Origin of the sequence: Streptomyces sp. NPDC058964 (assembly GCF_042741275.1) — a bacterium.
Classification (GTDB): Bacteria; Actinomycetota; Actinomycetes; order Streptomycetales; family Streptomycetaceae; genus Streptomyces.
The window spans coordinates 1-24,774 of the sequence record NZ_JBHYKH010000076.1; the positions used below are offsets into that span (position 1 = coordinate 1).

A 24,774-nucleotide genomic window follows, 5' to 3' on the forward strand; every position below is an offset into this window, starting at 1 on the left:
AGCCACCCCTCTGCGACGGACCCCGCGCCCGCGCCGCTAAACCGCCGCTAGAGCGGAGCCAGCGCCCGCTCCGCGGAAAGCTCGTGCTGATCCTCTTGCCGCGCGGCGGTACCCGGATCGCCGCCGAGGAGGGCATCACAGGCCCTAGGGGGCGCGGCGCCCCTGGGCTCCCTCGCCCTGCCGGAGCGTGCACAGCGCGTCGATCCGGTTCGTGGTGATCGAGTCGACGCCCAGGTCGAGGAGACGGCGCATGGTGCGACGGGTGTCGGGGGTCCAGACGGAGAGAAGGTGGCCGCCGTGGTGGACCCGGGCCGCGAGGGCCTGGTCCACCAGCGCGAAACGGTAGTTGAGCCAGCGCGGGCGCACCGCGTCCAGCACCGCCGGACGCGGTGGCGCGAGGGACGTCCAGGTCAGGGCGATCTCGGCGGACGGGTCGGCGGCACGGACCGCGAGCATCGCCTCGGCACCGGCGCAGTAGTAGACGCGGTCCCGCGCCCCGCACTGGCGGACGACGTCCAGTACCGCCCCCGCGGTACGGCGGTCGAGCCGCACCGGCAGGTCGACCATCACCCGGCTGCCGTCCGTCGCGGCGAGCGCCTCCGCCAGCGTCGGTACTCCGCCCCGCGTGAGCCGGCGCACCTCGTCCGCGGACAGCGACCTCAGCCGCCGGTCGTGCCCCCACAGGCGCTTCAGTGTCTCGTCGTGGAGCAGCACGGGTACGTCGTCGCGGGTGAGCCGTACGTCGATCTCGACCGCGTCCGCGCCCTGCAGGAGCGCGGAACGCAGCGAGTCGGTCGTGTTCTCACGGAAGCGATAGGGGTCGCCGCGGTGCGCGACGGCGGTCACGGTCTGCATGGGCCCATTGTGGACGGTCCGCGGGCCCGCCCGGGGCGAGGCTCAGGGAGCGAGCCACGCCGTCGTGTACGCGTCGATCTCGTCCGCGATCCGCGTCTTGCCCGCCGAGTCCAGGAAGGAGGCCTCGACCGAGTTCTTCGCCAGGTCGGCGACGCCCCGCGCGTCGAGGTCCAGCAGCCGGGCGGCCACCGCGTACTCGGTGTTCAGGTCGGTGCCGAACATCGGCGGGTCGTCGGAGTTGATGGTGACCAGGACCCCGGCCCGGGTGAACTCCTTGATCGGGTGCTCGTCGAGCGTGCGGACCGCGCGGGTGGCGATGTTGGAGGTCGGGCAGACCTCCAGCGCGATGCGGTGGTCGGCGAGGTGGGCGAGCAGCTCGGGGTCCTGGGCCGAGCTGGTGCCGTGGCCGATGCGCTCGGCGCGCAGGTCGTTGAGGGCGTCCCAGACCGTCTCGGGACCGGTCGTCTCGCCGGCGTGCGGCACGGACCGCAGCCCGGCGGCTATGGCGCGGTCGAAGTACGGCTTGAACTGCGGCCGGGGCACGCCGATCTCGGGCCCGCCGAGCCCGAACGACACCAGCCCCTCGGGGCGGACGCGATCTTCGGTCGCGAGCCGCACCGTCTCCTCGGCCGCCTCCAGACCGGCCTCGCCCGGGATGTCGAAGCACCACCGCAGCACGGTCCCGAACTCGGCCTCCGCCGCCTTGCGGGCGTCCTCGATCGCGTCCATGAAGGCAAGCTCGTCGATGCCGCGCCGGGTCGAGGAGAACGGGGTGATGGTCAGCTCGGCGTACCGCACCTGCTGCCGGGCCAGGTCGCGGGCCACCTCGTACGTCAGCAGCCGGACGTCCTCCGGGGTGCGGATGAGGTCGACGACGGACAGGTACACGTCGATGAAGTGGGCGAAGTCCGTGAAGGTGAAGTAGTCGGCCAGGGCCTCGGGGTCGGTGGGGACCTTGGAGTCGGGGTGGCGGGCGGCCAGTTCAGAGACGATGCGGGGGGAGGCGGAGCCGACGTGGTGGACGTGCAGTTCGGCCTTGGGCAGTCCGGCGATGAAGGCGTGCAGGTCGCGGGCGGCGATGTCGGTCAAGGGTTCCTCCCCGGGAACGGCGCCGGCGGACCGTGGTCCGGGCGCGGGTGATCGGCTGATCGTGATCCGGGGTCATCGTAGGCCGGGCCCGACACCGGCGCGTGCGCGCCGTAGCATGACGGGACGCAGAGCAGAGGGGATCCCGCGCGATGGCCGACGAGGTGCCGCAGTCACCGGAGAACACCGCCGAGAACCGGTCGGCTCCTCGGGACGGCACCCCCTACGACGGAGGCTCCCCGGGTCCCTGGGCGCGGCCCGCCGACCGGGGACCTGCCGACACGGTCCCGTCGTCCGGGTCGCCCGCGTGGAGCGCGGCTCCCAAGGTGCCCCTGGACAAGCCCGCGAGCGGGACAGGGTCCGAAGACCCGGCGCCACCCGTCGCCCACCGGCCCGACCCCAACCCCTGGGCGCCCCCGGCCGACGACACGGGGTTCTCCGGCCCGGCCGCGACCTCGGCACCCTTCCTCCACGACCGGCAGACGGTCACCTCTCTCCCGGCCGATCCGCCGCCCCCGGCCTGGGCCGACCCCTTCGCCCCGCCGCCGCCCCCCGTGGCACCGAGCGAGCCGGTGAACCCGTTCGCCCCGCCCGGTGTCGCGGTCCCGTACCCCCAGGGCGCCGCTGTCCCGCCGCCCCCCATAGCCCCGGACGGCCCCGGCCGGGTCCCGTACGGATACCCGGGCTCACCCGCGGGGTACGGCGGTCACGTTCCCGCGCCGCAGGCCTTCCCGTCCGGTTACCACGGCTGGCCCGGCATGCAGCCCATGCCGAGCAACGGCATGGGCACCGCCGGGCTGGTACTGGGCATCGTGTCGGCCATCGGGTTCTGCGTGTGGCCGCTCGCCATCGTGCTGGGTGTGCTGGGCGTGATATTCGGCGGGATCGGCCGCGCCAAGGCCGGGAGAGGCGAGGCGTCGAACCCGGGCCAGGCGCTGGCCGGCATCATCTGCGGCTCTGTGGGCGTCGTCCTCGCCCTGGTGATCATCGCTTTCCAGATATCCATGTCCAGCTGACACCCGGCCGATCCGACCGGGACGGGCCACCGGCGACCCGTCCCCGGGAACGCCGGTCCCCCGACCGGCCGCCGCGCCTCCCGGTCCGGTCACCGTGCGGTACGGCCCTCAGTGACATGCTGCGGATGCGTCTTTGGACAGGCCCGTGGTGACACGACCCTTGCGCGGCGCTTCCCTATGCGGTCATCCGGCTCGCATTTCCGCGACAGGGCCGCCCCGGACTCAGAGGGTCGCGGCCCCCGTCGGACCGCCCCGGCAGCCGAGCCCCGGCCGCACGCCCCGGCGAAGCGTCTCCGCGCACGGTCGGTCGGCCCGCTCGCCCCGAGCCGCGCTGCCGGCCGACGGCACACCCCCCCGGTGTCCGGCGCCGGCAGGGCTCAGGCACCCCCGGCGATCCTCTCCCGTGCCTCCATCAGCGCGAAGCCCAGCAGGTTCGGTCCCCGCCACCGCTCCGGGTGCTGTGCCGCCTCGTCGGACGCGGCGAGGCCGATGCCCCACACGCGGTCCACGGGGCTCGCCTCGACCAGGACGCGGTCGCCCGTGTTCAGCAGGAACTCGCGCAGCCCGGCGTGCGCGGTGAACTTGTGGACGCTGCCCTCCACCACGATCCGGAAGCGCTCCTGCTCCCAGGTCGCCTCGTCGAAGTCCCGCACCAGCCGTCCGGCCTTCTTGGCCTGCGAGGGGTGACCGGCCGCCAGGATCCGGCGCTCCGCCTCCGCGTCCCCGAAGAGCCGTGCCTTGCCCGCCATCATCCAGTGCTCGGCCGTCGCGTATTCGACATCGCCGACCACGAACGGCGACGGCCACCACTGGCTGAGACAGCTCGCCCCGATCCGCCCGTCGGGCAGCGGCCGGTGCCCCCAGAAGTGCAGATACTTGATACGCGACCCGGCGCGGACCTCCCTGATCAGGGACTCAAAACCATCGATCTTCCCCATGCACGCGAGTGTGGCAGGCACCACTGACACTCCGTCCCCCCTTTTCCCGGCCGACTCGACACCTGGTCGACAGATTCCGTCGCGTAACCAAAAGGCAACAACGGAATCACTTGTTGGAGTCCCTGTGCTCTGTCAGGATCGGCACTCAAATCGAGCTGGAGCTACGCCACAGGCCCCCCGGGACGGGGCGGCGGCGGAGGAGAGCGACATGGACAACCCGGGCACTGTCACCCCGGACCGGTTCCCCGCGCAGGAGCGCCTCGCGGACGGCGCACAGTTCATCGGCGGACGCCTGACCAAAGGCACGTCGGGTCGTCACCACGCCGTCGTCGACCCCGCCACCGGCGAGGACGTCTACACGTACGAGCTGGCCGGGACGGACGACGTCGACGCGGCCGTCGCCGCCGCCCGGGAGGCCTTCCCGGACTGGGCCGGCGTCACCCCGGGCGAGCGCTCCGACGCCCTGCACCGCTTCGCCGCCGTGCTCGCCGAACGGGCCGAGGAATTCGCCCGCGCCGAGTCCCTGCAGTGCGGCAAGCCGCTCAAGCTCACCCGCGAGTTCGACGTCCCGGGGACGATCGACAACACCGCCTTCTTCGCGGGCGCGGCCCGTCATCTGCAGGGCCAGTCCGCCGGCGAGTACTCGGGCGACCACACCTCGTACCTCCGCCGTGAGCCCATCGGGGTCGTAGGGTCCATCGCACCCTGGAACTACCCCCTCCAGATGGCCGCCTGGAAGATCCTCCCGGCGATCGCCGCGGGCAACACGATCGTGCTCAAGCCCGCCGAGCTCACCCCGCTGACCTCGCTGCTCTTCGCCCAGGCCGCCACCGACGCCGGGATCCCCGACGGGGTGATCAACATCGTCACCGGCACGGGCAGGGAGGCCGGTGAGCACCTCGTCGGTCACCCCGACGTGGCCATGACCTCCTTCACCGGCTCCACCGCCGTCGGCAAGCGCGTCGCCGAGATCGCCACCGCCACCGTCAAGCGCATCCACCTGGAGCTCGGCGGCAAAGCACCTTTCGTCGTGTTCGACGACGCGGACCTGGAGGCGGCGGTCAACGGCGCGGTCGCCGGCGCGCTCATCAACACCGGGCAGGACTGCACGGCCGCCACGCGCGCGTATGTGCAGCGGCCCCTCTACGAGGCGTTCGTCGAGAAGACCGCCGCCCTGATGGAGAGCGTCCGGCTCGGGGACCCCTTCGCCCCCCGCACCGACCTCGGCCCGCTGATCTCGCACGTCCAGCGCGACCGGGTCGCCGCCTTCGTCGACCGGGCGCGTGCCTACGCGCGCGTGGTGACCGGAGGCGAGGTGCCGCAGGGAGAACTCAAGAACGGCGCGTACTATCGGCCCACCCTCGTGGCCGACGCGCCCCAGGACAGCGAGATCGTCCAGTCCGAGATCTTCGGGCCGGTGCTGGTCGTTCTGCCGTTCGACAGTGATGATGAGGGGATCCGGCTGGCCAACGACACCCCGTACGGTCTGGCCGCCTCCGCGTGGAGCCGGGACGTCTACCGGGCGAATCGCGCCACCCGCGAGATCAAGGCGGGGTGTGTGTGGGTCAACGACCACATTCCGATCATCAGTGAGATGCCGCACGGCGGCTACAAGCAGTCCGGCTTCGGCAAGGACATGTCCACGTACTCGTTCGAGGAGTACACGCAGGTCAAGCACGTCATGTTCGACAACACGGCGGTGGTCCGCAAGGACTGGCACCGCACGATCTTCGGGGACCGCTAGCGACAACAGGCCGCACGACCCGCGGCCGCCACCTCCCGAAAGGGCACCAAGCGCATGGAGCAGTACGAGCCCGACCGCCTGACCCCGGCCCAAGTGGCCGCCATGCGGCGCAGCCTCCGCAACGGCAGGGCGGCCATGACCCGCCGGTCGCTGTTGCGCGCCTCCGCAGGGGGCGCGCTCACGGTCGGCGGACTCGGGGCGCTGAGCGCCTGCGGCATCCCCGCGGCCGGCAGGACCCAGGGCGGCACGTCCGCCGAGGACCACTCGAAGCAGGAGAAGACCGTCAACTTCTCCAACTGGACCGAGTACATCGACCTCGACGACAGCGGCAAGCACCACCCGACGCTGGACACGTTCCGCAGGCGGACCGGCATCTCGGTGAAGTACACCGAGGACATCAACGACAACAACGAGTTCTTCGCCAAGATCAAGCCGCAGCTCGCCGCTGGTCAGGACACCGGGCGCGACCTCATCGTCCTCACCGACTGGCTGGCCGCGCGCGTGATCCGCCTGGGCTGGGTCCAGAAACTGGACCCGTCCAACCTGCCGCACGCCTACACCAACCTGTCACCGCAGTTCCGCAACCCGGACTGGGACCCGGGCCGCGCCTACTCGTACCCGTGGCAGGGCATCTCGACCGTCATCGCCTACAACAAGAAGGCGCTCGACGGCATCGAGGTGAAGTCCATATCGGACCTGCTCGACAACCCCAAGCTCAAGGGCCGCGTCGGCTTCCTGTCCGAGATGCGCGACAGCATCGGCATGACGCTGCTCGACATGGGCAAGGACCCGGCGAACTTCACCGACGACGACTTCGACGCCGTGATCGCCCGGCTGCAGAAGGCCGTCGACAAGGGCCAGATCCGCCGCTTCACCGGCAACGACTACACGTCCGACCTGACCAAGGGCGACCTGGCGGCCTGTGTCGCCTGGGCCGGCGACGTCGTCCAGTTGAAGTCGGACAGCCCGGACGTCGACTTCGTCATCCCGGACAGCGGCTACATGACGTCGACCGACAACCTGCTGATCCCCAACAAGGCGCGTCACAAGACGAACGCCGAGCGGCTCGTCGACTTCTACTACGAGCCCGAGCAGGCCGCCGCACTTGCCGCCTACATCAACTACGTGAGCCCGGTCGACGGCGTGAAGCCCTACCTGGCGAAGATCGACAAGAGCGCGGCGGACAATCCGCTGATCGTTCCCGACAAGGCCATGCAGGCCAAGTCCCATGCCTTCCGCTCGCTGAGCCAGAAGGAAGAGACGGCCTACGAAGAGAAGTTCGCGAAGCTCACAGGGGCGTGACGATGATGACGACAGACACCAGTGGCGACGTCCGCCTCACCGGGATCAGCAAGACCTACGGCTCCTTCACCGCCGTACACCCACTCGACCTGACCGTGCCGCAGGGCTCCTTCTTCGCCCTGCTCGGCGCGTCGGGCTGTGGCAAGACCACGACCCTGCGCATGATCGCCGGTCTGGAGGAACCTTCCTCCGGCACCGTGTACCTCGGCGACCAGGAGGTGACGCACCTGCCGCCGTACAAGCGGCCGGTGAACACCGTCTTCCAGTCGTACGCCCTCTTCCCGCACCTGGACATCTTCGAGAACGTCGCCTTCGGCCTGCGCCGGCGCGGGATCAAGAGCGTCAAGAAGCAGGTCGAGGAGATGCTCGACCTCGTACAGCTCGGCGAGCAGGCGCGCAAGAAACCGCACCAGCTCTCCGGCGGCCAGCAGCAGCGCGTCGCGGTCGCCCGCGCGCTCATCAACCACCCCAAGGTGCTGCTCCTGGACGAGCCCCTCGGCGCCCTCGACCTCAAGCTGCGCCGCCAGATGCAGCTGGAGCTCAAGCGGATCCAGACCGAGGTCGGCATCACCTTCATCCATGTCACGCACGACCAGGAGGAGGCCATGACCATGGCCGACACGGTCGCCGTGATGAACGCGGGCCGGGTCGAACAGCTCGGCTCGCCCGCCGACCTGTACGAGAACCCGCAGACCACGTTCGTCGCCAACTTCCTCGGGACCTCGAACCTCATCGAGGCCGAGGTGGACACCAAGAACGGCGAGGACATCGTCCTCAAGGCGGGCGGCGGCAAGCTGGTCCTGCCCCAGGCGCGCTGTTCCGCCCCGGCGCGGACGGGCGGCAAGGTGCTCGTGGGCGTCCGCCCGGAGAAGATCTCCCTCACGCACGCCGACGACGCGGGTTCCATCGCCGAGGGCCGCAACCGCATCACCGGCAGGATCGCCGACTCCAGCTTCATCGGCGTCTCCACGCAGTACGTCATCGACAGCGCCGTCTGCCCCGAGTTCGAGGTCTACGCCCAGAACATCGAGCGCGACGCCCGTCTGGTGCCCGGCACCGAGGTGGTCCTGCACTGGAGCCCGGCGCACACCTTCGGCCTCGACGCGGACCAGGACATCGACGCGGGCGTGGAGACGGTCGACGAGGAGGCCGCCTGATGGCCGCTGTCACCGAGGCGCCACCCCTGACGCCGACCCCCGAGAAGAAGCCCCCGCGCAAGCGCGGCAAGTGGACCCCCTACTGGCTGCTGCTGCCCGGCATCCTCTGGCTGGTCATCTTCTTCGCGCTGCCGATGATCTACCAGGCCTCCACGTCCGTGCAGACGGGCTCCCTGGAGGAGGGCTACAAGGTCACCTGGCACTTCGCGACCTACTGGGACGCGCTCACCGAGTACTGGCCGCAGTTCCTGCGCTCGGTCTTCTACGCGGCCGCCGCGACGGGCCTGTGCCTGCTGCTCGGCTACCCCCTGGCGTATCTGATCGCCTTCAGGGCGGGCCGCTGGCGGAACCTGATCATGATCCTGGTGATCGCCCCGTTCTTCACCAGCTTCCTGATCCGCACCCTGGCCTGGAAGACCATCCTCGCCGACAACGGCCCGGTCGTCGGCGTCCTCAACACGCTGCACGTCCTGGACGTCACCAACTGGCTCGGCTGGACCGCGGGCGACCGGGTCCTCGCGACACCGCTCGCCGTGGTGTGCGGTCTGACGTACAACTTCCTGCCGTTCATGATCCTGCCGCTCTACACCTCCCTGGAGCGCATCGACGGCCGGCTGCACGAGGCCGCGGGCGACCTGTACGCCAAGCCCTGGACGACCTTCCGCAAGGTCACCTTCCCGTTGTCGATGCCGGGCGTGGTCTCCGGAACGCTGCTGACCTTCATCCCGGCGGCCGGTGACTACGTCAACGCGGAACTCCTCGGCTCCACCGACACCCGCATGATCGGCAACGTCATCCAGACCCAGTTCCTGAGGATCCTGGACTACCCGACGGCCGCCGCCCTCTCCTTCATTCTCATGGCCGCGATTCTCCTCATGGTCACGGTCTACATCCGCCGGTCCGGGACGGAGGATCTGGTCTAAATGCCCTTCGTCAACTGGCTCAAGCGCCATCTCGTCGTCATCGCGGGACTGCTGACGCTCGCCTATCTGCTGCTGCCCAACGTCATCGTCACGGTGTTCTCCTTCAACAAACCGAAGGGGCGCTTCAACTACGAATGGCAGCAGTTCTCCACGGACGCCTGGAAGGACCCGTGCGGCGTCGCCGACATGTGCGGCTCGCTGTCCCTCAGCCTCCAGATCGCCGTGTGGGCCACGGTCGGGGCCACGCTCCTCGGCACGATGATCGCCTTCGCGCTGGTCCGCTACCGCTTCCGCGCCCGCGGCGCCGTGAACTCGCTGATCTTCCTGCCCATGGCGATGCCCGAGGTCGTCATGGCGGCCTCGCTGCTGACCCTGTTCCTGAACATGGGCGCTCAGCTGGGCTTCTGGACGATCCTGATCGCGCACATCATGTTCTGCCTCAGCTTCGTCGTCACCGCGGTCAAGGCGCGCGTGATGTCGATGGACCCGCGCCTGGAGCAGGCGGCCCAGGATCTCTACGCCGGCCCGGCGCAGACGTTCCTCCGGGTCACGCTGCCCATCGCCGCCCCCGGGATCGCCGCCGGCGCGCTGCTCTCCTTCGCGCTCTCCTTCGACGATTTCATCATCACCAATTTCAACGCGGGCTCCACCGTCACCTTCCCCATGTTCGTGTGGGGCTCGGCGCAGCGCGGAACGCCCGTTCAGATCAATGTCATCGGTACGGCCATGTTCCTGGTCGCCGTACTGTTCGTGCTGGTCTCGATGCTCATCACGAACCGCCGCAACAGGCAAAAGGCATAACCGAAAGAACCCTGTGGGGAGTTGAAATCATGGCCCCAAGCGCCATGACCCGTTGGACCAAATCCCTTTCCGAAGCGCAGCCGGTCCCGTACTGGCTCGAAGACCCCGGCAAGCCCCACCCCGAGCCCGCCCTCACCGGCACCGAGACCTGCGACCTGCTGGTCGTCGGCGGCGGCTACAGCGGACTGTGGACCGCGCTCAACGCCAAGGAGCGCGACCCGCAGCGCGACGTGGTGCTGCTGGAAGGCCGTGAGGTGGGCTGGGCCGCCTCGGGCCGCAACGGCGGCTTCTGCGCCGCCTCCCTCACCCATGGACTGCCCAACGGTCTCGCCCGCTGGCCGGACGAGATCCACAAGCTCCGGGAGCTGGGTGAGCGCAACCTCGACGAGATCGAGAAGGCGGTCGCCCGTCACTCCCTCGACTGCGACTTCGAGCGCACCGGCGAGATCGACGTCGCCACCGAGACGTACCAGGCGCGGCAGCTGCGCGACTGGCACCGGGAGCTCGAGGGCAAGGGCCTGGCCGACGGCATCGAGTTCCTGGACGCCGACGCCGTGCGCGAGCAGGTGAACTCACCCACCTTCGAGGCGGGCCTGTGGGACCGCCGCGGCGTGGCCATGCTCAACCCGGCCAGGCTCGCCTGGGGTCTCAAGCGCGCCTGCCTCCAGCTGGGGGTGCGCGTCTACGAGCACACGCCGGCCCTGAACCTGAAGGCGTACGGCGCGGGCATGGCCGTACGCACCCCCTACGGCTCGGTGCGGGCCCGCCGGGTCGCGCTGGGCACCAACATCTTCCCGAGCCTGGTCAAGCGGGTCCGGTCGTACACCGTCCCGGTCTACGACTACGCCCTGATGACCGAGCCGCTGACCGCCGACCAGCTCGCGGCGATCGGCTGGCACAACCGCCAGGGTCTCGGGGACAGCGCCAACCAGTTCCACTACTTCCGGCTGTCGGCCGACAACCGGATCCTGTGGGGCGGTTACGACGCCATCTACCCGTACGGCGGCCGGGTGCGCGCCGAGTACGACGACCGCCCGGAGACGTACGCCAAGCTCGCCGGGCACTTCTTCACCTGCTTCCCGCAGTTGGAGGGCGTCCGCTTCACGCACGCGTGGGGCGGCGCGATCGACACCTGCTCCCGCTTCTCGGCGTTCTTCGGTACCGCCCACCAGGGCAGGGTGGCGTACGCGGCCGGCTACACGGGCCTCGGCGTGGGCGCCACCCGGTTCGGTGCCGACGTGATGCTGGACCTGCTGGACGGCGAGGACACCGAGCGCACCCGCCTCGAGATGGTCCGCAAGAAGCCGCTGCCCTTCCCGCCCGAGCCCTTCGCCTGGACCGGCATCGCCCTCACCAAGTGGTCGCTGGCCCGCGCGGACGCGCACGGCGGGCGGCGCAACCTGTGGCTGAGGACAATGGACCGGCTGGGGCTGGGCTTCGACAGCTGAACGCCGCGGGGCTGTCATCCGGTTCACTCCAAGGAGGGACCGGAACCCGCGTAATGCCTGCCGGGAGACCTCCCTCTCTCCTGTGACGCGACCGCGTCGACGGGAGACAGGGAGGTCTTCTCATGACCGGGGCGAAGACGGCGGTCGAGTGGCTGGCATCCGTGGCACCGGATCCCGAGGCCTGCCGCTGGGAGTGGGAGCGCAACCCCCAAGGGGTCGCGCTGCTCCCGGCCGGCAAGGCGTGGGACGTGCTCATCCTGCCCGCCGGGCTCGGCCGTCCCACGCTCGACGTGCTCACCCGCATCCTCGGCCGGCCAGGCCCGGTGCTGGTGGACTCCTGCGGCGAGCGGATGGGCTTCTTCGTGCCGCCGGGCACGGCCGCGCGCTGGCTCGGCACGGGCATCCGCACCGTCGGGGCCGGCACCTGGATCGTCGTGCCGTACCCGGGCCGGTCCTCCGGCGGGGTCCGCTGGCTGGTCCAGCCGGACGGCACCGGCACGCTCACCGATCCGGCACGGCTGGAACTGGCGATGCACGAGGCGGCCGCCGGGCTGGCCGCGGACGAGGGCGGGTAGCGGCCGAGGCGGCCCACGCCGGTGCCGGAGGTCTTGACAACAGGATTGGTCTGGACCAAGTTGAGCGCGCTCCACCCTCCAATTCCCCCATGTCCGGAGGCACTTGTGGATCGCGCCCGACCCCGCACCAGACCCCTCCTCGCCGCGCTCACGGCCGTGCTCCTGGCCGTACCCGGCATCACCGCTCTCTCGTCGGCCGCCCGTGCGGCCGACGCGGACCTCGCCAGGAACGGCGGCTTCGAGTCCGGCCTGGACGGCTGGAGTTGTACGGCGAACAGCGGTACGACCGTCGGCTCACCCGTGCACGCAGGCGCCTCGGCGCTCCAGGCGACCCCGGCCGGCAGCGACAACGCCCAGTGCGCGCAGACCGTGACGGTCAAGCCCGACTCCCAGTACACGCTCTCCGGCCATGTCCGCGGCTCCTACGTCTACCTCGGCGCGAGCGGCACCGGCACCACCGACGTCTCCGCCTGGACCCAGTCGGCCCCCGCCTGGCAGCAGCTCACCACGACCTTCCGCACCGGCTCCGCCACCACCAGGGTCACGATCTACACCCACGGCTGGTACGGCACCGGCGCCTACTACGCCGACGACATCTCCCTCACCGGCCCCGGCGTCGACCCGGGGCAGCCGCCCGCGGCCCCGACCGGCCTCAGGACCGGCACCGTCACCTCCTCCGGCGTCGCCCTGTCCTGGACGGCGGTCACCGGCGCCACCGGCTACGCGGTCTACCGCGACGGAGCCAGGGTCCAGACGGTGCCCGGGACCTCGGCGACCGTGAGCGGCCTGGCGCCCTCGACGGCGTACGGCTTCCAGGTCGCCGCGCTCAACGACGCGGGGGAGTCCGCGAAGTCCGCGACGGTGACCGCCACGACGACCGCCGGCCCGGGCGGCACGCCCGGACTGCCCGCCCACGCCCTCGTCGGCTACCTCCACACCACCTTCGCCAACGGCTCCGGATATACGCGACTGGCCGACGTGCCCGACAGCTGGGACGTCATCGACCTGGCCTTCGGCGAGCCGACCTCGGCCACCTCCGGCGACATCCGCTTCAACCGCTGCCCGGTGACCGAGTGCCCGAACGTCGAGAGCGACGCGGACTTCAAGGCGGCGATCAAGGCCAAGCAGGCGGCGGGCAAGAAGGTGCTGATCTCCATCGGAGGCCAGAACGGCCAGGTCCAGCTGACGACCACGGCCGCCCGGGACGCCTTCGTCTCCTCCGTGTCGAAGATCATCGACGACTACGGGCTCGACGGCCTCGACATCGACTTCGAGGGCCACTCACTGTCCCTGAACGCGAACGACACGGACTTCAGGAATCCGACGACCCCCGTGATCGTCAACCTGATATCGGCGTTGAAGACCCTGAAGGCCGGGTACGGCTCCGGATTCGTCCTCTCCATGGCCCCGGAGACCTTCTTCGTGCAGATGGGCTACCAGTACTACGGCACCGGCAAGTGGGGCGGCCAGGACCCGCGCTGCGGCGCCTACCTCCCGGTGATCCACGCCCTGCGCGACGACCTCACCCTGCTGCACGTCCAGGACTACAACTCGGGCCCGATCATGGGCCTCGACAACCAGTACCACTCCATGGGCGGCGCCGACTTCCACATCGCCATGACCGACATGCTCCTGACCGGCTTCCCGGTCGCGGGCGACGCGAACAACGTCTTCCCGCCCCTGCGCCCCGACCAGGTGGCCATCGGCATGCCGGCCTCCACCGCCGCGGGCAACGGCTATGTCTCCCCGTCCGAGGTCACCAAGACCCTCGACTGCCTGACGAAGAAGTCGAACTGCGGCGCGTACGCCCCCCATGGCAGCCGGCCCGACCTGCGCGGCCTGATGACGTGGTCGGTCAACTGGGACCGGTTCTCGAACTGGGAGTTCCAGAAGACCTTCGACGCGTACTTCGGCTGACGTTCCGGTCGAGGACGTAGGCCAGACCGGTCAGCAGCACCGCGCACAGGCACCAGCTGGCCACGACGTCCAGTGGCCAGTGGTAGCCGTGCCGGACCAGTCCGAAGCCGACGCCGAGGTTGACCAGCACACACACGGCCACCAGCAGCCGTCTGGCCAGAAGTGTGCGTTGCCAGGGGAGGAGGAGCAGGCCGGCCGCGCCGTACGCGACGGCGGCGGTGGCGGTGTGCCCCGATGGGTAGTAGCCGACCCCCGGAGGCATGGCCGGCGTCCCCGGACGGGCGGTCCAGGCCTTCAACGGGACGACGAGGGCGGGCACCAGGGCCATCACGGCCGCCGCGGCGGCCGGCGGCAGCCACCACCGCTCGGAGCCGCGGCCCAGCCCTATGACCAGGACGATGACGATCGCCAGCACCGGAACGGCCACCCGCACATCGCCCAGGTCGGCGAGGTAACAGGAGAACCGGTCGGGGGGGGGGGGGGGCCCGCGGGCGGCCCCGCCCCTGCCCGGTACAGGGAGCGGGCGGCAGACGGCGTCATGTCAGATGTGCGTCCCGTGCCTCGCGCAGGGCCGCGAGCCGGGCCATTTGCCGACCCATACCGCGAGTTCCGGCCAGCGGCGTGCGGGCGTGCGGCCAGATGGTACGCACGAGGCTGACATGACGTGCGCCGCCGAGGGCCACCACGGGGTCGAGGTTCACGATGTCACGCACAGTCGCCTGGTCCCACAGGGCTCGGGCCGCCATGGCGCCGGCTGAGCCATGGGGTGTGTCGTACGGCTCGATGACGTCGTCGAGGTCGAGCAGCCCGTAGCGCGCGGAGAGAATGAGCAGCCGGTCCGGTCGCAGCGCATCGGCCGCGGCGCGGCACGCCCGATGGTAGGAGCCGACGTACATGTCCGCTGCGCGTGCGGATCGGCCCAGTTTGCGGCTGCCGCACGGGATGACGACGAGTTCTGGCCGGAAGCGGTCGAGGTGGTCATGTGCGGTCATGCCTGTCGTCCTGCCTGTTCGTATGAGACGTGAGCCCGTTGTACGAGCCCCGGCGTGCGGTGCAGCATTCCACGCAAAGGCCACCGACTCGAAGCCATGTCCTCATGTGAGGCCGTTCTGGCATATTCGAGGGTCTTTCTCATCCCTCCCCATGTCATACCTTCGGTGCTGTGAATCCGTCTGATTGAGAAAGAAGGCGATCCACACCGTGGTGTCGCAATCCCGCGCCGGACAGCCGGTGCTGCACGATCTGGAATTCGGCCTCAATGAATGGCTTGTGGAGGAACAGTACGAGCGTTACCTGCACGACCCGGACTCGGTCGACCAGACATGGAAGGACTTCTTCACCTCGCCGTCCCGCCCGGCGACCCGGGCGGCGCGGGAGGAAACGGCCACTGCCAGTGACCGTGCGGACGACGCGGCGATCAAGGCGGTCCGCGTTGCGGCACTCGTCCACGCCTATCGCGTGCGTGGACACCTGGCGGCCGACACCGACCCGCTCACGACAGAGCATGAGGGCGCACACCCGGAGCTCGACATCACGGCATTCGGGCTCGACAACGAGGACCTGGAAAGGACTTTCGCCGTCGACGACTTCGCCGGCCAGGTCACCATGACGCTTCGCGACGTTCTGCGGGTCCTGCGGGCGTCCTACTGCCGGACCATCGGCACCCAGTACATGCACATTCAAAGATCCGAAGAACGTCGCTGGGTCCAGCAGCGGCTCGAATCTTCTCCCCACCCCCGGCCGGACCGCGCCGAGCAATTGCAGATCCTGGACCGGCTGGGCGCGGCAGAGGCCTTCGAGACATTCCTGCACACCAAATACGTGGGCCAGAAACGATATTCGCTCGAAGGCGCCGAGTCCGCGATCGTACTGCTGGACGCACTGCTGCACCGCTCCGTCCGGCACGGGATGAGGGAAGCCGTCATCGGAATGGCACACCGTGGCCGGCTCAATGTCCTGGCCAACATCATCGGCAAGTCCTACGCGGAGATCTTCCACGAGTTCGAGGATGCGGTGGACATCCGGTCGGCCCAGGGATCCGGAGATGTGAAGTACCACCTGGGTGCGGCAGGGACCTACCGCGCCCTGGACGGCGGCACCGTCTCCGTCTCCGTCGTGGCGAACCCCTCCCACCTGGAGATCGTGGGGCCGGTGGCTCAGGGAGTGGTCCGCGCCAAGCAGGAGGCGGCCGCGCACGGCAGCGACGCCTTCCCGGTCCTGCCCATCGTCGTCCATGGGGATGCCGCCTTCGCCGGTCAAGGCGTGGTCGGTGAGACGCTGAACATGTCGCAGCTGCCCGGGTACCGCACCGGCGGGACGGTTCACGTCGTCATCAACAACCAGCTCGGCTTCACCACCTCGCCGACGAGCGGCCGTTCCAGCACCCACGCCACCGATGTCGCACGGATGATCGAAGCTCCGATCTTCCACGTCAACGCGGACGACCCCGAAGCCGTCGTCCGCGTCGCGCGCTGGGCCTTCGACTATCGTCAGGCCTTCCACAAGGACGTCGTCGTGGATCTGATCTGCTATCGGCGCCACGGACACAGCGAGGTCGACGACCCGTCCGTCACGCAGCCGGGCATGTACGACCGCATCGAGGGAAGGCCGTCGGTGCGCAAGCTGTACGCCGAGGCGCTTGTCCGCCGAGGGGACCTCGACGAGCGGCAAGTGGAAGGTGCGCTGCAGGATTACCGGGGACGCCTGGAGCGGGCCTTCGCCGAGACCCGGACGCCGTCGGTCCCCGACTCCCCGAAGCCCGTTCCTCCCATGGACGCCGACGAGGCAGCCGCCTCGGAGGCGAGCACCGCGATCGCGGAGGGGACCGCACGGCACGTCATCGCCTCCCAGACCAGTCTGCCGCGCGGCTTCACCGTGCACGCACGCGTTCTGCCGCAACTCCAGAGGCGTACCGCGACGCTGGACGCGGGGACGATCGACTGGGCCACCGCAGAGACTCTCGCCATCGGCTCCCTCTTGCTGGACGGGGTTCCGGTACGGCTGAGCGGCCAGGATTCGCGCCGCGGCACGTTCGGCCAGCGGCACGCCGTGCTCACCGACCGGCGCACCGGCGCGGAGCACACGCCGCTGAGCTCCCTCGGCGCGCGGGCCGCGGACTTCGCGATCTACGACTCGATGCTGTCCGAACTGGCAGCACTGGCCTTCGAATACGGCTACTCGCTGGCCCGGCCCGACGCCCTGGTGCTGTGGGAGGCCCAGTTCGGCGACTTCGCCAACGGCGCCCAGACAGTCATCGACGAGTACATCGCGTCATCCGAACAGAAATGGGGGCAGCGTTCCGGGGTGACGCTGCTGCTGCCGCACGGCCTGGAGGGGCAGGGTCCGGACCACTCCTCCGGCAGGATCGAACGGTTCCTCCAACTGTGCGCGCAGGGGAACATGACCGTCGCCATGCCTTCCCTGCCGGGAAACTACTTCCACCTGCTCAGGCGACAAGCGCTCGGCGAGAGCAGACGGCCACTGGTCGTGTTCACTCCGAAGTCGGTGCTGCGGTCGAAGGCGGCCACCTCCACACTGACGGAGCTGACCACGGGCGCGTTCCGTGCCGTCCTACCGGATGAGACGGCGGCTGTCCCCCGGGTCGGGCGCGTGCTGGTGTGCTCGGGCAAGATCTTCTACGACTTGGACGCCCACCGGCGAAGCTCGAACCGGTCGGACACCGCGATCGTCCGTGTGGAGCGTCTCTATCCGTTCCCCGAGCGGGAGCTCAGCGCAGAACTCGCCCGCTTCCCCGCCGGCGCCGAGGTGCGGTGGGTGCAGGAGGAACCGGAGAACCAAGGAGCCTGGTCCTTCGTGGGTCCACACCTGCAGTCGCTGGTGAACCGTCCCGTCGGATGCGTCAGCCGGCCGACGGCGCCGGCCCCCGCCGTGGGCTCTGCCCGGCGGCACGCCGGCGAGCAGGAGGATCTCGTGGCGTCCGCCTTCCGTTGACCACGCCGCCGGCCACGGCGCGGAAAGCGGGATGCGGCGCTACAGCGCGCGACCCGCTTTCGCGGACCCCCTCGACCACCCCCGAGGGGGTCCGCTCGTTTGCGGTGCGCCGACGCGGGCGGCCGTGAACATTCCGGCTCCGGCCGTACGTTCATTGCCGCGAACCCTGATGCGCCGACCGTCTTCCAACTGCTCGCCTGCGCCCGCGGTCCGGCGCCACCGAGAGCAGCGACATCGCGACCTTGCCGTTCCCGGTCCTTCGGGTGTCAGCCGCGTACGTCCGGCGGGCGCGGAACCGGCCGGCAGACCCACCGCCGCCGCCCACCGAGCCTCGCCTACGGCGAGAGCGCCTCCGCCTCGGACCCCGCGTCCATGGTGCCCACGCCGGTCGTGCGGAAACTGGCCCGGTAGGCACCCGGCGTCACACCCAGGTGCCGCACAAATGCTCTGCGCAACGACTCGGACGAGCCGAACCCCGTGCGCCGCGCGACCACCGGCATGGAGTCATCGCCGGTCTCCAGCAGCACCCGGGCCGCTTCCAGCCGGACCTGCTCCACATATCGGCCCGGAGTGGTTCCCACCTCTTCGTAGAAGAGCCGGGTCACGTGACGGACGCTGACGCCTGCCCTGCGAGCCATGGCTGACAGCGTGTGGTTGGCCCCGGGGTTCTCAGCGACCTCGTCCAGGACCCGACGGAGCCCCTCCTGGCGCGGGTGCGGGATCCGGGACCGGGCGCTGAACTGGGATTGGCCCCCCGGGCGCTGCATGAAGACGACCATGTCCTTGGCAACCGCTCGAGCGACCTCCGCGCCGTAGTGATCTTCGACGAGCGCCAGGGACATGTCGATACCCGCGCTGACGCCGGCCGATGTCATCATCCGTCCGTCACGCACGAAGATCGCGTCCGGTCTGACCTTCACGGAGGGGAAACGCAGAGCGAGTTGCCGCGACTCCCGCCAGTGCGTCGCGGCGCGACGCCCGTCCAGAAGTCCGGCTGCCGCGAGCAAGAACGCTCCCGTGCACACCGATGCCGTGCAACGGGCCTTCTCGCTCAATCGCCGGACAGCGTCCAGCACCGCCTCGTCCTTGATCAGAGTCTCCCATTCCGGACCGCCCGGGATCAGCAGAACGTCGCACGGCTCACGTACCTCGTCGACGGAGACGTCAGCACCGATGCGGGTTCCGGCGGAGGTGATCACCTCCGCTCCGTCCTCGGACGCCGTCCGCACCCGGTAGCGGCCGCCGAAGTCGTTCGCCGACGCGAACACCTCGATGGGACCGGTCACGTCGAGCAGCCGCACCCCCGGGAAGACGAACACCGTCACGGTGAGCGGGTCCGATTCAGGCCGGTTGCGATTCACCGGGTGCCTCCGGGTTGTGGACGGCCGGGCCAGTGGTGATGAACGTCCGGTTCAAAGCACGAACTCCGCTGTTTTCCGACCCGTGCGGGAGCGCTCCGGGACGGTCTGCGCGGCGGACCGGCATCCGGCGGGGGACGCCGGCCCGGCCGACGCCATGTGGGACAGCAGCGCCGGAGCCCGTTCCTCGGACTTCCCGCAGCCCATCCTGCGCCTGTGACCAGCACGAGTGCCACGACAGGAAAACTCCCTGCTGGGAGGAACAACCTCCCGGTCCGCTCATCATCGGGGGCAGCGCTCTCTGCGCCACCCCACCTACGATCGGCCACCGGCCTCGGCCGGCGAGGAGCCCGGGGACCTGCGCAGTGGGCGTCGGCCGGCGGGGGTCGGCGACCGGCCCCCGGCTGGGCCGGTTCTCGACCCTGCGACCAGGCCTGAGGCGATCACGACCTGGGCACCGGATCCGAAGGCGACGAAGGCGACGAAGGCGACGAAGGTAACGAAGAGGGCGGCGGGGCGCCGGGTCCCAGCCGTTCCTCAGCCGTGTCCGTCGTGCACGTCGCCGGTTTCGGGTGAGCCGCCCATCATGCGCAACATGGATGGCCCTCCGGTCCGCAGGAACCGCACCAGGAGCACGGTGGCGAGGATGAGGAAGGCGATGTTGAGCCAGGTGGTGTAGTTCCATCTGACACCTTCCATGGGGACCCTGGCGTCGGACTGGTCGGGGACCAGGCCGAGACCGCCGAAGGTGAACTCCACGAAGTATCCCGCGATGACCATCGAGAGGTAGAAGGTGCCGAGGAGGAAGGCGGCCATCCTCGCGCCGTAGTACTTCCGGTAGATGTTGAGGATCGGCAGGATCAGCAGGTCGGCGAAGATGAACGCCACCACGCCGCCGAAGCTGATGCCGCCCTTCCACAGCACAACGGCCAGCGGCACGTTGCCGATGGAGCACACGAACGACGCGATCGCCACGAGTGGGCCCACGACGGGCCCCCACAGTTTGGCCGCGACCGGGTGGCCCTCGAAGAAGAAGGCCTGCCAGAACGAGTCCGGGACCCAGGCGGCGATGGCACCCGCGTGGCAGAGTGCCGGCCGTCGGCAGACATGCTGGGGGCGCGTGGCCGGTGTACGGTCGGAATACGGCGTAGGCGCGGACTGCGCAGCCGACGGACAGGCCGGTGGCCCATACGTGCCCGGGAGTGTCTATGGCTCAGCAAACGAACATCGCCGCACAGACTGCTTTCGGGGAAGCCGTCGTCACCGGCAACCTCGACGCCCTGGACGAGATCGTCGCCCCCGGCTCGATCGACCATGATCCCGCCCCGGGGCAGGCGCCGGGGCCCGAAGGGTACAAGGCCATGTTCGGCGAGTTGCGAGCAGCCTTCCCCGACTTGCACGTCGAGGTGGAGCACCTGCTGGCCACCGACGACGAGTTGGCCTTCGCCTACGTCATCACCGGGACGCATCTGGGAACGCTGATGGGGCATCCGGCGACGGGCAAGCAGGTGAGCTACCGAGGCATGCAGATCAGCCGCTTCGACAGCGACGGCAAGCTCGTCGAACGCTGGGGCAGCAGCGACGAGCTGGGCATGCTGCGTCAACTCGGCCTCGCCGAGGCGTGACCCCGCGAGCGGGCGTTCCCGGCGATACCGAGGACGTCCGGCCCGCAGCTCCACGATCGGCCCGCGGCGGTGGGCAGACCGAGGATGACTGCTTCGGCAGCTTCGTCGCACACGTCGGGTGCACCGGTGCCGGCGGCAAGCTGCGTGAGTGCAACGCCGAGCATGCCCTGTCGGTGGGGCAGCTCGACGCGGCCGTCGGGAATCGGGTGCACCGCGGCCCGACGCGGCGATCACCGTCCGGGGGGAAGCAGCGGCGGACGTTCCGCTTCTGCGGTGCTACCGCATGGCGCTTCTTGACCGAGACACGCTCCACCCGCGCTGCGCCGAAGCGCGCCCATGTGTGGACGCGGCCAGGAGGCCATGAGTGGCGTGCCGCACCGGGCGGCAACGGTCGGACGAGCCTCCTGGTGACTTCCGCTCTCACCTATGGCTAAGATCCGCTGCGACCTGCGGAAAGCCCGCACGAGCCGGCCTCCGGAGGTATCGCATGGATGGAAAGGCGGCATCGCAGGACAGGCTTGCCCGATGGACGTACGGCATGCTCGCCTGCTTCGTACTGCTGACGGTGGCCGCCGTCGTGGCAGGCTGGCACAAGTACCAGGTCCTGCTGGCACTACCCCTGGAGCGGTCCGACGACGGCGCGGCGTTGGGCAGGGCCGATATGTGGTTCGGGAACCTGACCGGATGGTTGCAGGCGGCATTCCTCGCGACCGCGCTGATGTTCATCCTCTGGCTGGACAGCATGCGCTCACTCGCGGAAACGGTCTGGCCGCAGGGACAGCGCCGCCACCGTGCCTGGGTGTTCTTCGGCTGGCTGATTCCGCTGGCACAACTGTTCATACCGAAGATGTTCATCAACGACCTGTGGGCCGCCGCCGAGCCGGCGACGCGCCGCCGCCGCGGTACCCCGCTGCTCACCGCGTGGTGGCTCGCCGTCCTTGCCGCAGGCCACTGGGCCACGCTCAGCCCGTCGCCTCTGAAGCAGGCCGTGACTGCGGGCACCGCCCGCCAGGCCCTGCGGCAGGTGATGCTGAGCAGCGGTCTGCACATCGGAGCCGCCGGACTGACAGTCGCCGTCGTCTGGCGGCTGAGCGGCTTGCTGCACGGTGCCGTGACCGCGGGCAGCGAGGCCCCGGCGTAGTTCGAACAATGGCTGGCGCCTGTCCATTTCACCTCCGTCTCCCTCCCTCCTGCGCCGGTGGGGCAGGAAGGAAGGAGACGGAAGGGCGGGGTGCGTGGACGCTGGGGCGTGCTTCCCGGGTTCCGTGAGAGCCCTCAGGCGCGCTCGACCAGACGCCCTCGATCACGTGCGCAAGAACACGGACCTGCGGCTGTGGTTCAGGCCGCGGGAGCGATACGGGAGGCGAGGTCCCGGCCCGCGGCTTTGTAGGCAGGCGGGAAGGTGAGCTTCAGGCCCTGTTCCTGCCCTTGGACGGTGAGGACGGTCTGGAGTCCCAGACCCAGCAACGCCTTCTTCATCGGTGCGACGGACGTCACCTCGCGCGGCAGGGCCATGAGGAGCTTGCCGGGTCGGCCCGTCGTGGTCGTGGCCTCGAAGAACAGCAATCTCCGGTCCGTGAGCGCCCAGTACATCGGACGCGGCTGGACGGTGGCGATGACCGTCCCAGCGGTGAGGGCGCCGACCAGGGCGGTGGTCAGCACCCGGCGCTTGACCGAGACCGAGCCGACCTTGGCAAGGGAGGTGATTTCGACCTGCTCTCCCTGAGCGAGCAGTGGGGCGACAGACTGAAGCAGCTGCTGTTTGCGCCGGTTGTTCATGATTGTCCTTGCGGTGTTCCGTGCGCACGTGTACGCCGTGCCTATGCGCGTGGGAGGCGCAGGCCAGCGTACGGCCGAAGTTTCGGGGTCCGACCAAAGATCAAGTCATGAGTCCGCAAAGCCGCCGGTGGCCCTGAAGGGCCTGCGTTCGGAGTCGGGATGGCTCTGCCGGCCGGCGGAGCGCCTGGAGAAGAAGGTCCCCTGGAATCCCCCGGTGCTGTCCCTGGGCCGGCGAGCGCTGGAGAGGGGTCCAAGGTGCATGGATCCGGGACGGAGCGGGGGCGGCCGTCGTGCGTGGTGTGGGCGCCCGCCGTCCGCCCCCGCCCGCATACGCCGGCTACGCCGACCGCAGGTCGATGACCGTACGCAGTTTCCCGCTGGTGGCCGTGCGCGCGAAGGCCTCCCTGGACACGGTCTCCACGGTGAAGGCCAGGAGGCCTTCCGCCAGCGCCGAGGCCAGTTCCGGCACCTCGCCGACCAGAACATCCCGCGCCGCCTCGGGGTCTTGCGCGTACTGCGCGTCCAGCCGGACGGTCAGCCGTTCCCGGTCGGCACCGGATTCGGCCAGCAGCTGTACCTCGCCGTGGTAGGCGAGGCGTTCCTGGGCCGTTCGCAGGATGCGCCGGTAGTTGACGAAGTACGTGCCGACACGTACGACGTCGCCGTGACGTCCGAGCAGCTCGAGCCGCGGCACGTGGCTGCCACAGCCGCAGGGACCGTCCACGGCGCGTCCCAGGTCGCCGATCTCGTAGCGGTCCAGCCGCTGTCCCGCGCGTGCGCGGGAGGTGAACACCAGACGTCCCGGCTCGCCCGGCGGAACCGGCCGGTCGGTGTGCGGATCGAGGATTTCCAGCGTGTGCAGGTCGGTCAGCACGTGGTGGACCGAGCCGTCGCACGAGGCGCACTGGTAGCCCAGCGGTCCCAGGTCGGTGCTGCCGTAGGCGGCGGACCGGATCACCTCGACGCCGAACTCCTCCTTCAGCACGCGGCGTTGCTCGGTGGTGAAGTGCTCACCGCCGTAGAACACCGTGCGGATGCCGCCGTATGCGCGCAGCCGGCCGGCCTCGGCGTGGAAGAGCTGCCACAGGTAGGACGGCATGCCGAAGAGGGTGTCGGCCCGGTGGGCGACCAGCGCTTCCGCGACCGCGGAGTGGTCCGGCCCCGCCGCGATGGGGAGCTGGGTGGCGTTCAGCCGCTCCAGGATGGAGAAGAAGCTGATGAAACTGCCGTACATCCCGCCGCAGTAGAACAGGTTGGCCGCCCGGTCACGGGCCGGGTCGAAGCCCGCCGCGAGCAGCCCGTCGGCCGCGGCGCGCATCTGGTTGTCGTAGTCGTCGCAGGTGAACACCGACAGCGCCGGCGCCCCCGTGGAGCCGCCGCTGCGGAAGTGCAGGTGCGCGTGTCGCGAGTCCAGCGAGGCGAGCGCACGCTGCACTCCCTCCTTGCCCAGCAACGGCCCGCTGGGCGCCGCGGGCAGCACCGGCGGTTCCACCAGGTCGTCCAGGCAGGCCACCGTGCCGAACTCCGTGCCCGTCGCGCGCACACTCACCCGGCGGCTGTAGCGCTGCAGTGCGTAGACGCCGTCGTGGGGCTCCCCCTCGTAGGCCTCCAGCATGGCACCGACCGGGGTGACCCGGGTGACACCGGAGGCGAACATCGCACGGGACAGCGCGGCGACGTCGGCCCGGTGGCCCCCGATCGCGGCGGTCTGCAGATAGCGGCGCATCGGCCGCAGCACCGGGACGATCCGGTGCCGCGGCAGGGGCTTGACCCAGACACTGCGGTGCAGGGGAGAGGCGTCGAGTACCGGGCGCGCGTCCGCGAGCACCCGCCAGGTGCCGTCCTCGGCGGCGAACACACGTGTGAGGCCGAGGTGTTGTTCGAGCCGGGCGAGCTGCTGCACGGTGGTGATCTCCGCTTGCTCGGCCGGGCCGGGCGGCGGTGCGGGGCGGGAGCCGGAGGCCTTCGCGAGGCGAGCGGCGAAACGGGCCGCGAACGCGAAGGTGTCCTCGGTGTCCTCGGTGTCGAGATACACCACCTGCGGGCTGGAGCAGGCCTGTTGCTCGAAGCGGCACACGTCCGCCGCCAGCGCGTCGAGCAGACCGTCGTCGTGCGCCGCGTCCCCGGTCAGATAGACGAAGGAGATCCGGTGCCCCCATTCGACGACCCGGCAGCCCGGGGGCGCGAGTTCGCGCACCGCGCTCACGGCGTCGTCGCCGCCCCAGACCGCGATCGCGTCGGGCGCGTGGCCCCACGCGGGGTGCCACTCCCGGCGGCGCGCTGGGTGGCGCCGTGCGCT

General features: G+C 70.1%; 19 protein-coding genes and 3 pseudogenes. 13 read left to right on the forward strand and 9 right to left on the reverse strand.

Annotated elements, in window-relative coordinates; genetic code table 11:
* Positions 1–144: 144 nt before the first annotated feature.
* A complete protein-coding gene (locus ACFW2E_RS12740) occupies positions 145–855 on the reverse strand; it encodes a glycerophosphodiester phosphodiesterase (RefSeq protein ID WP_384465584.1) in 711 nt (236 codons plus the stop codon).
* A gap of 42 nt (positions 856–897) precedes the next feature.
* Positions 898–2,039, reverse strand: a pseudogene (locus ACFW2E_RS12745) (adenosine deaminase).
* 54 nt (positions 2,040–2,093) lie between these two features.
* Between ACFW2E_RS12745 and ACFW2E_RS12750 the strand changes: the two are divergent.
* On the forward strand, positions 2,094–2,957 hold the full coding sequence (locus tag ACFW2E_RS12750; protein ID WP_384465586.1) for a hypothetical protein: 864 nt from the start codon (positions 2,094–2,096) through the stop codon (positions 2,955–2,957).
* Between the two features lie 377 nt (positions 2,958–3,334).
* Here the strand turns inward: ACFW2E_RS12750 and ACFW2E_RS12755 are convergent, their stop codons facing one another.
* Complete coding sequence (locus ACFW2E_RS12755; protein ID WP_384465588.1) at positions 3,335–3,895, reverse strand: NADAR family protein; 561 nt, start codon at positions 3,893–3,895, stop codon at positions 3,335–3,337.
* 208 nt (positions 3,896–4,103) lie between these two features.
* Between ACFW2E_RS12755 and ACFW2E_RS12760 the strand changes: the two genes are divergently transcribed.
* The 8 genes from ACFW2E_RS12760 to ACFW2E_RS12795 all read left to right on the forward strand — a co-directional run bounded on the left by ACFW2E_RS12760 (position 4,104) and on the right by ACFW2E_RS12795 (position 13,762).
* The gene (locus tag ACFW2E_RS12760) at positions 4,104–5,639 is read left to right on the forward strand and encodes a gamma-aminobutyraldehyde dehydrogenase (RefSeq protein ID WP_384465590.1); all 1,536 of its coding nucleotides are present in this window, start codon (positions 4,104–4,106) and stop codon (positions 5,637–5,639) included.
* A 54-nt stretch (positions 5,640–5,693) separates the two neighbouring features.
* Positions 5,694–6,941, forward strand: coding sequence for a PotD/PotF family extracellular solute-binding protein (locus ACFW2E_RS12765; RefSeq protein WP_384465592.1), 1,248 nt, complete (start codon positions 5,694–5,696; stop codon positions 6,939–6,941).
* Positions 6,942–6,946: 5 nt separating this feature from the next.
* Positions 6,947–8,098, forward strand: a complete 1,152-nt coding sequence (locus ACFW2E_RS12770; RefSeq protein WP_384465619.1) for an ABC transporter ATP-binding protein — start codon at positions 6,947–6,949, stop codon at positions 8,096–8,098.
* A complete protein-coding gene (locus ACFW2E_RS12775) occupies positions 8,098–9,021 on the forward strand; it encodes an ABC transporter permease (protein WP_384465594.1) in 924 nt (307 codons plus the stop codon). Before ACFW2E_RS12770 ends, ACFW2E_RS12775 begins: the two co-directional genes overlap by 1 nt.
* A complete protein-coding gene (locus ACFW2E_RS12780) occupies positions 9,022–9,822 on the forward strand; it encodes an ABC transporter permease (RefSeq protein ID WP_384465596.1) in 801 nt (266 codons plus the stop codon). It abuts the gene before it with no gap.
* 29 nt (positions 9,823–9,851) lie between these two features.
* Positions 9,852–11,270, forward strand: a complete 1,419-nt coding sequence (locus ACFW2E_RS12785; RefSeq protein WP_384465598.1) for an NAD(P)/FAD-dependent oxidoreductase — start codon at positions 9,852–9,854, stop codon at positions 11,268–11,270.
* 122 nt (positions 11,271–11,392) lie between these two features.
* Positions 11,393–11,845: a hypothetical protein gene (locus ACFW2E_RS12790; protein WP_384465600.1), complete on the forward strand. Its 453-nt coding sequence runs from the start codon at positions 11,393–11,395 to the stop codon at positions 11,843–11,845.
* Positions 11,846–11,950: 105 nt separating this feature from the next.
* A complete protein-coding gene (locus ACFW2E_RS12795; RefSeq protein WP_384465601.1) occupies positions 11,951–13,762 on the forward strand; it encodes a chitinase in 1,812 nt (603 codons plus the stop codon).
* Here the strand turns inward: ACFW2E_RS12795 and ACFW2E_RS12800 are convergent.
* Together ACFW2E_RS12800 and ACFW2E_RS12805 are read right to left on the reverse strand one after the other, a co-directional pair.
* Positions 13,701–14,189: a phosphatase PAP2 family protein gene (locus tag ACFW2E_RS12800; protein ID WP_384465603.1), complete on the reverse strand. Its 489-nt coding sequence runs from the start codon at positions 14,187–14,189 to the stop codon at positions 13,701–13,703. The two genes, ACFW2E_RS12795 and ACFW2E_RS12800, sit on opposite strands and share 62 nt — an antisense overlap.
* A 109-nt stretch (positions 14,190–14,298) precedes the next feature.
* The gene (locus ACFW2E_RS12805; protein ID WP_384465605.1) at positions 14,299–14,754 is read right to left on the reverse strand and encodes a DUF6884 domain-containing protein; all 456 of its coding nucleotides are present in this window, start codon (positions 14,752–14,754) and stop codon (positions 14,299–14,301) included.
* A 301-nt stretch (positions 14,755–15,055) separates the two neighbouring features.
* Here ACFW2E_RS12805 and ACFW2E_RS12810 point away from each other — a divergent pair.
* Positions 15,056–17,707, forward strand: a pseudogene (locus ACFW2E_RS12810) (multifunctional oxoglutarate decarboxylase/oxoglutarate dehydrogenase thiamine pyrophosphate-binding subunit/dihydrolipoyllysine-residue succinyltransferase subunit); the annotation flags it as partial.
* A gap of 341 nt (positions 17,708–18,048) precedes the next feature.
* Here ACFW2E_RS12810 and ACFW2E_RS12815 read toward each other — a convergent pair.
* The gene (locus ACFW2E_RS12815) at positions 18,049–19,074 is read right to left on the reverse strand and encodes a GlxA family transcriptional regulator (RefSeq protein ID WP_384465606.1); all 1,026 of its coding nucleotides are present in this window, start codon (positions 19,072–19,074) and stop codon (positions 18,049–18,051) included.
* A gap of 82 nt (positions 19,075–19,156) precedes the next feature.
* Between ACFW2E_RS12815 and ACFW2E_RS12820 the strand changes: the two genes are divergently transcribed.
* Entirely contained in the window at positions 19,157–19,291 is a 135-nt protein-coding gene (locus ACFW2E_RS12820; RefSeq protein WP_384465609.1) for a hypothetical protein, read from the forward strand.
* A 317-nt stretch (positions 19,292–19,608) separates the two neighbouring features.
* Here the strand turns inward: ACFW2E_RS12820 and ACFW2E_RS12825 are convergent.
* Positions 19,609–20,151 (reverse strand): annotated as a pseudogene (locus ACFW2E_RS12825) (permease); the annotation flags it as partial.
* Between the two features lie 128 nt (positions 20,152–20,279).
* On the opposite strand from ACFW2E_RS12825, the gene ACFW2E_RS12830 reads away from it, so the two are divergent.
* Together ACFW2E_RS12830 and ACFW2E_RS12835 are read left to right on the forward strand one after the other, a co-directional pair.
* Entirely contained in the window at positions 20,280–20,696 is a 417-nt protein-coding gene (locus tag ACFW2E_RS12830) for an ester cyclase (RefSeq protein ID WP_384465611.1), read from the forward strand.
* Positions 20,697–21,183: 487 nt separating this feature from the next.
* The gene (locus ACFW2E_RS12835; protein ID WP_384465613.1) at positions 21,184–21,837 is read left to right on the forward strand and encodes a DUF4328 domain-containing protein; all 654 of its coding nucleotides are present in this window, start codon (positions 21,184–21,186) and stop codon (positions 21,835–21,837) included.
* A gap of 197 nt (positions 21,838–22,034) precedes the next feature.
* On the opposite strand, the gene ACFW2E_RS12840 is transcribed toward ACFW2E_RS12835, so the two are convergent.
* A complete protein-coding gene (locus tag ACFW2E_RS12840; RefSeq protein ID WP_384465615.1) occupies positions 22,035–22,475 on the reverse strand; it encodes a hypothetical protein in 441 nt (146 codons plus the stop codon).
* A gap of 337 nt (positions 22,476–22,812) precedes the next feature.
* Positions 22,813–24,774: acyl-CoA reductase (locus tag ACFW2E_RS12845; RefSeq protein ID WP_384465617.1), on the reverse strand; the 1,962-nt coding region annotated here is incomplete at its 5' end.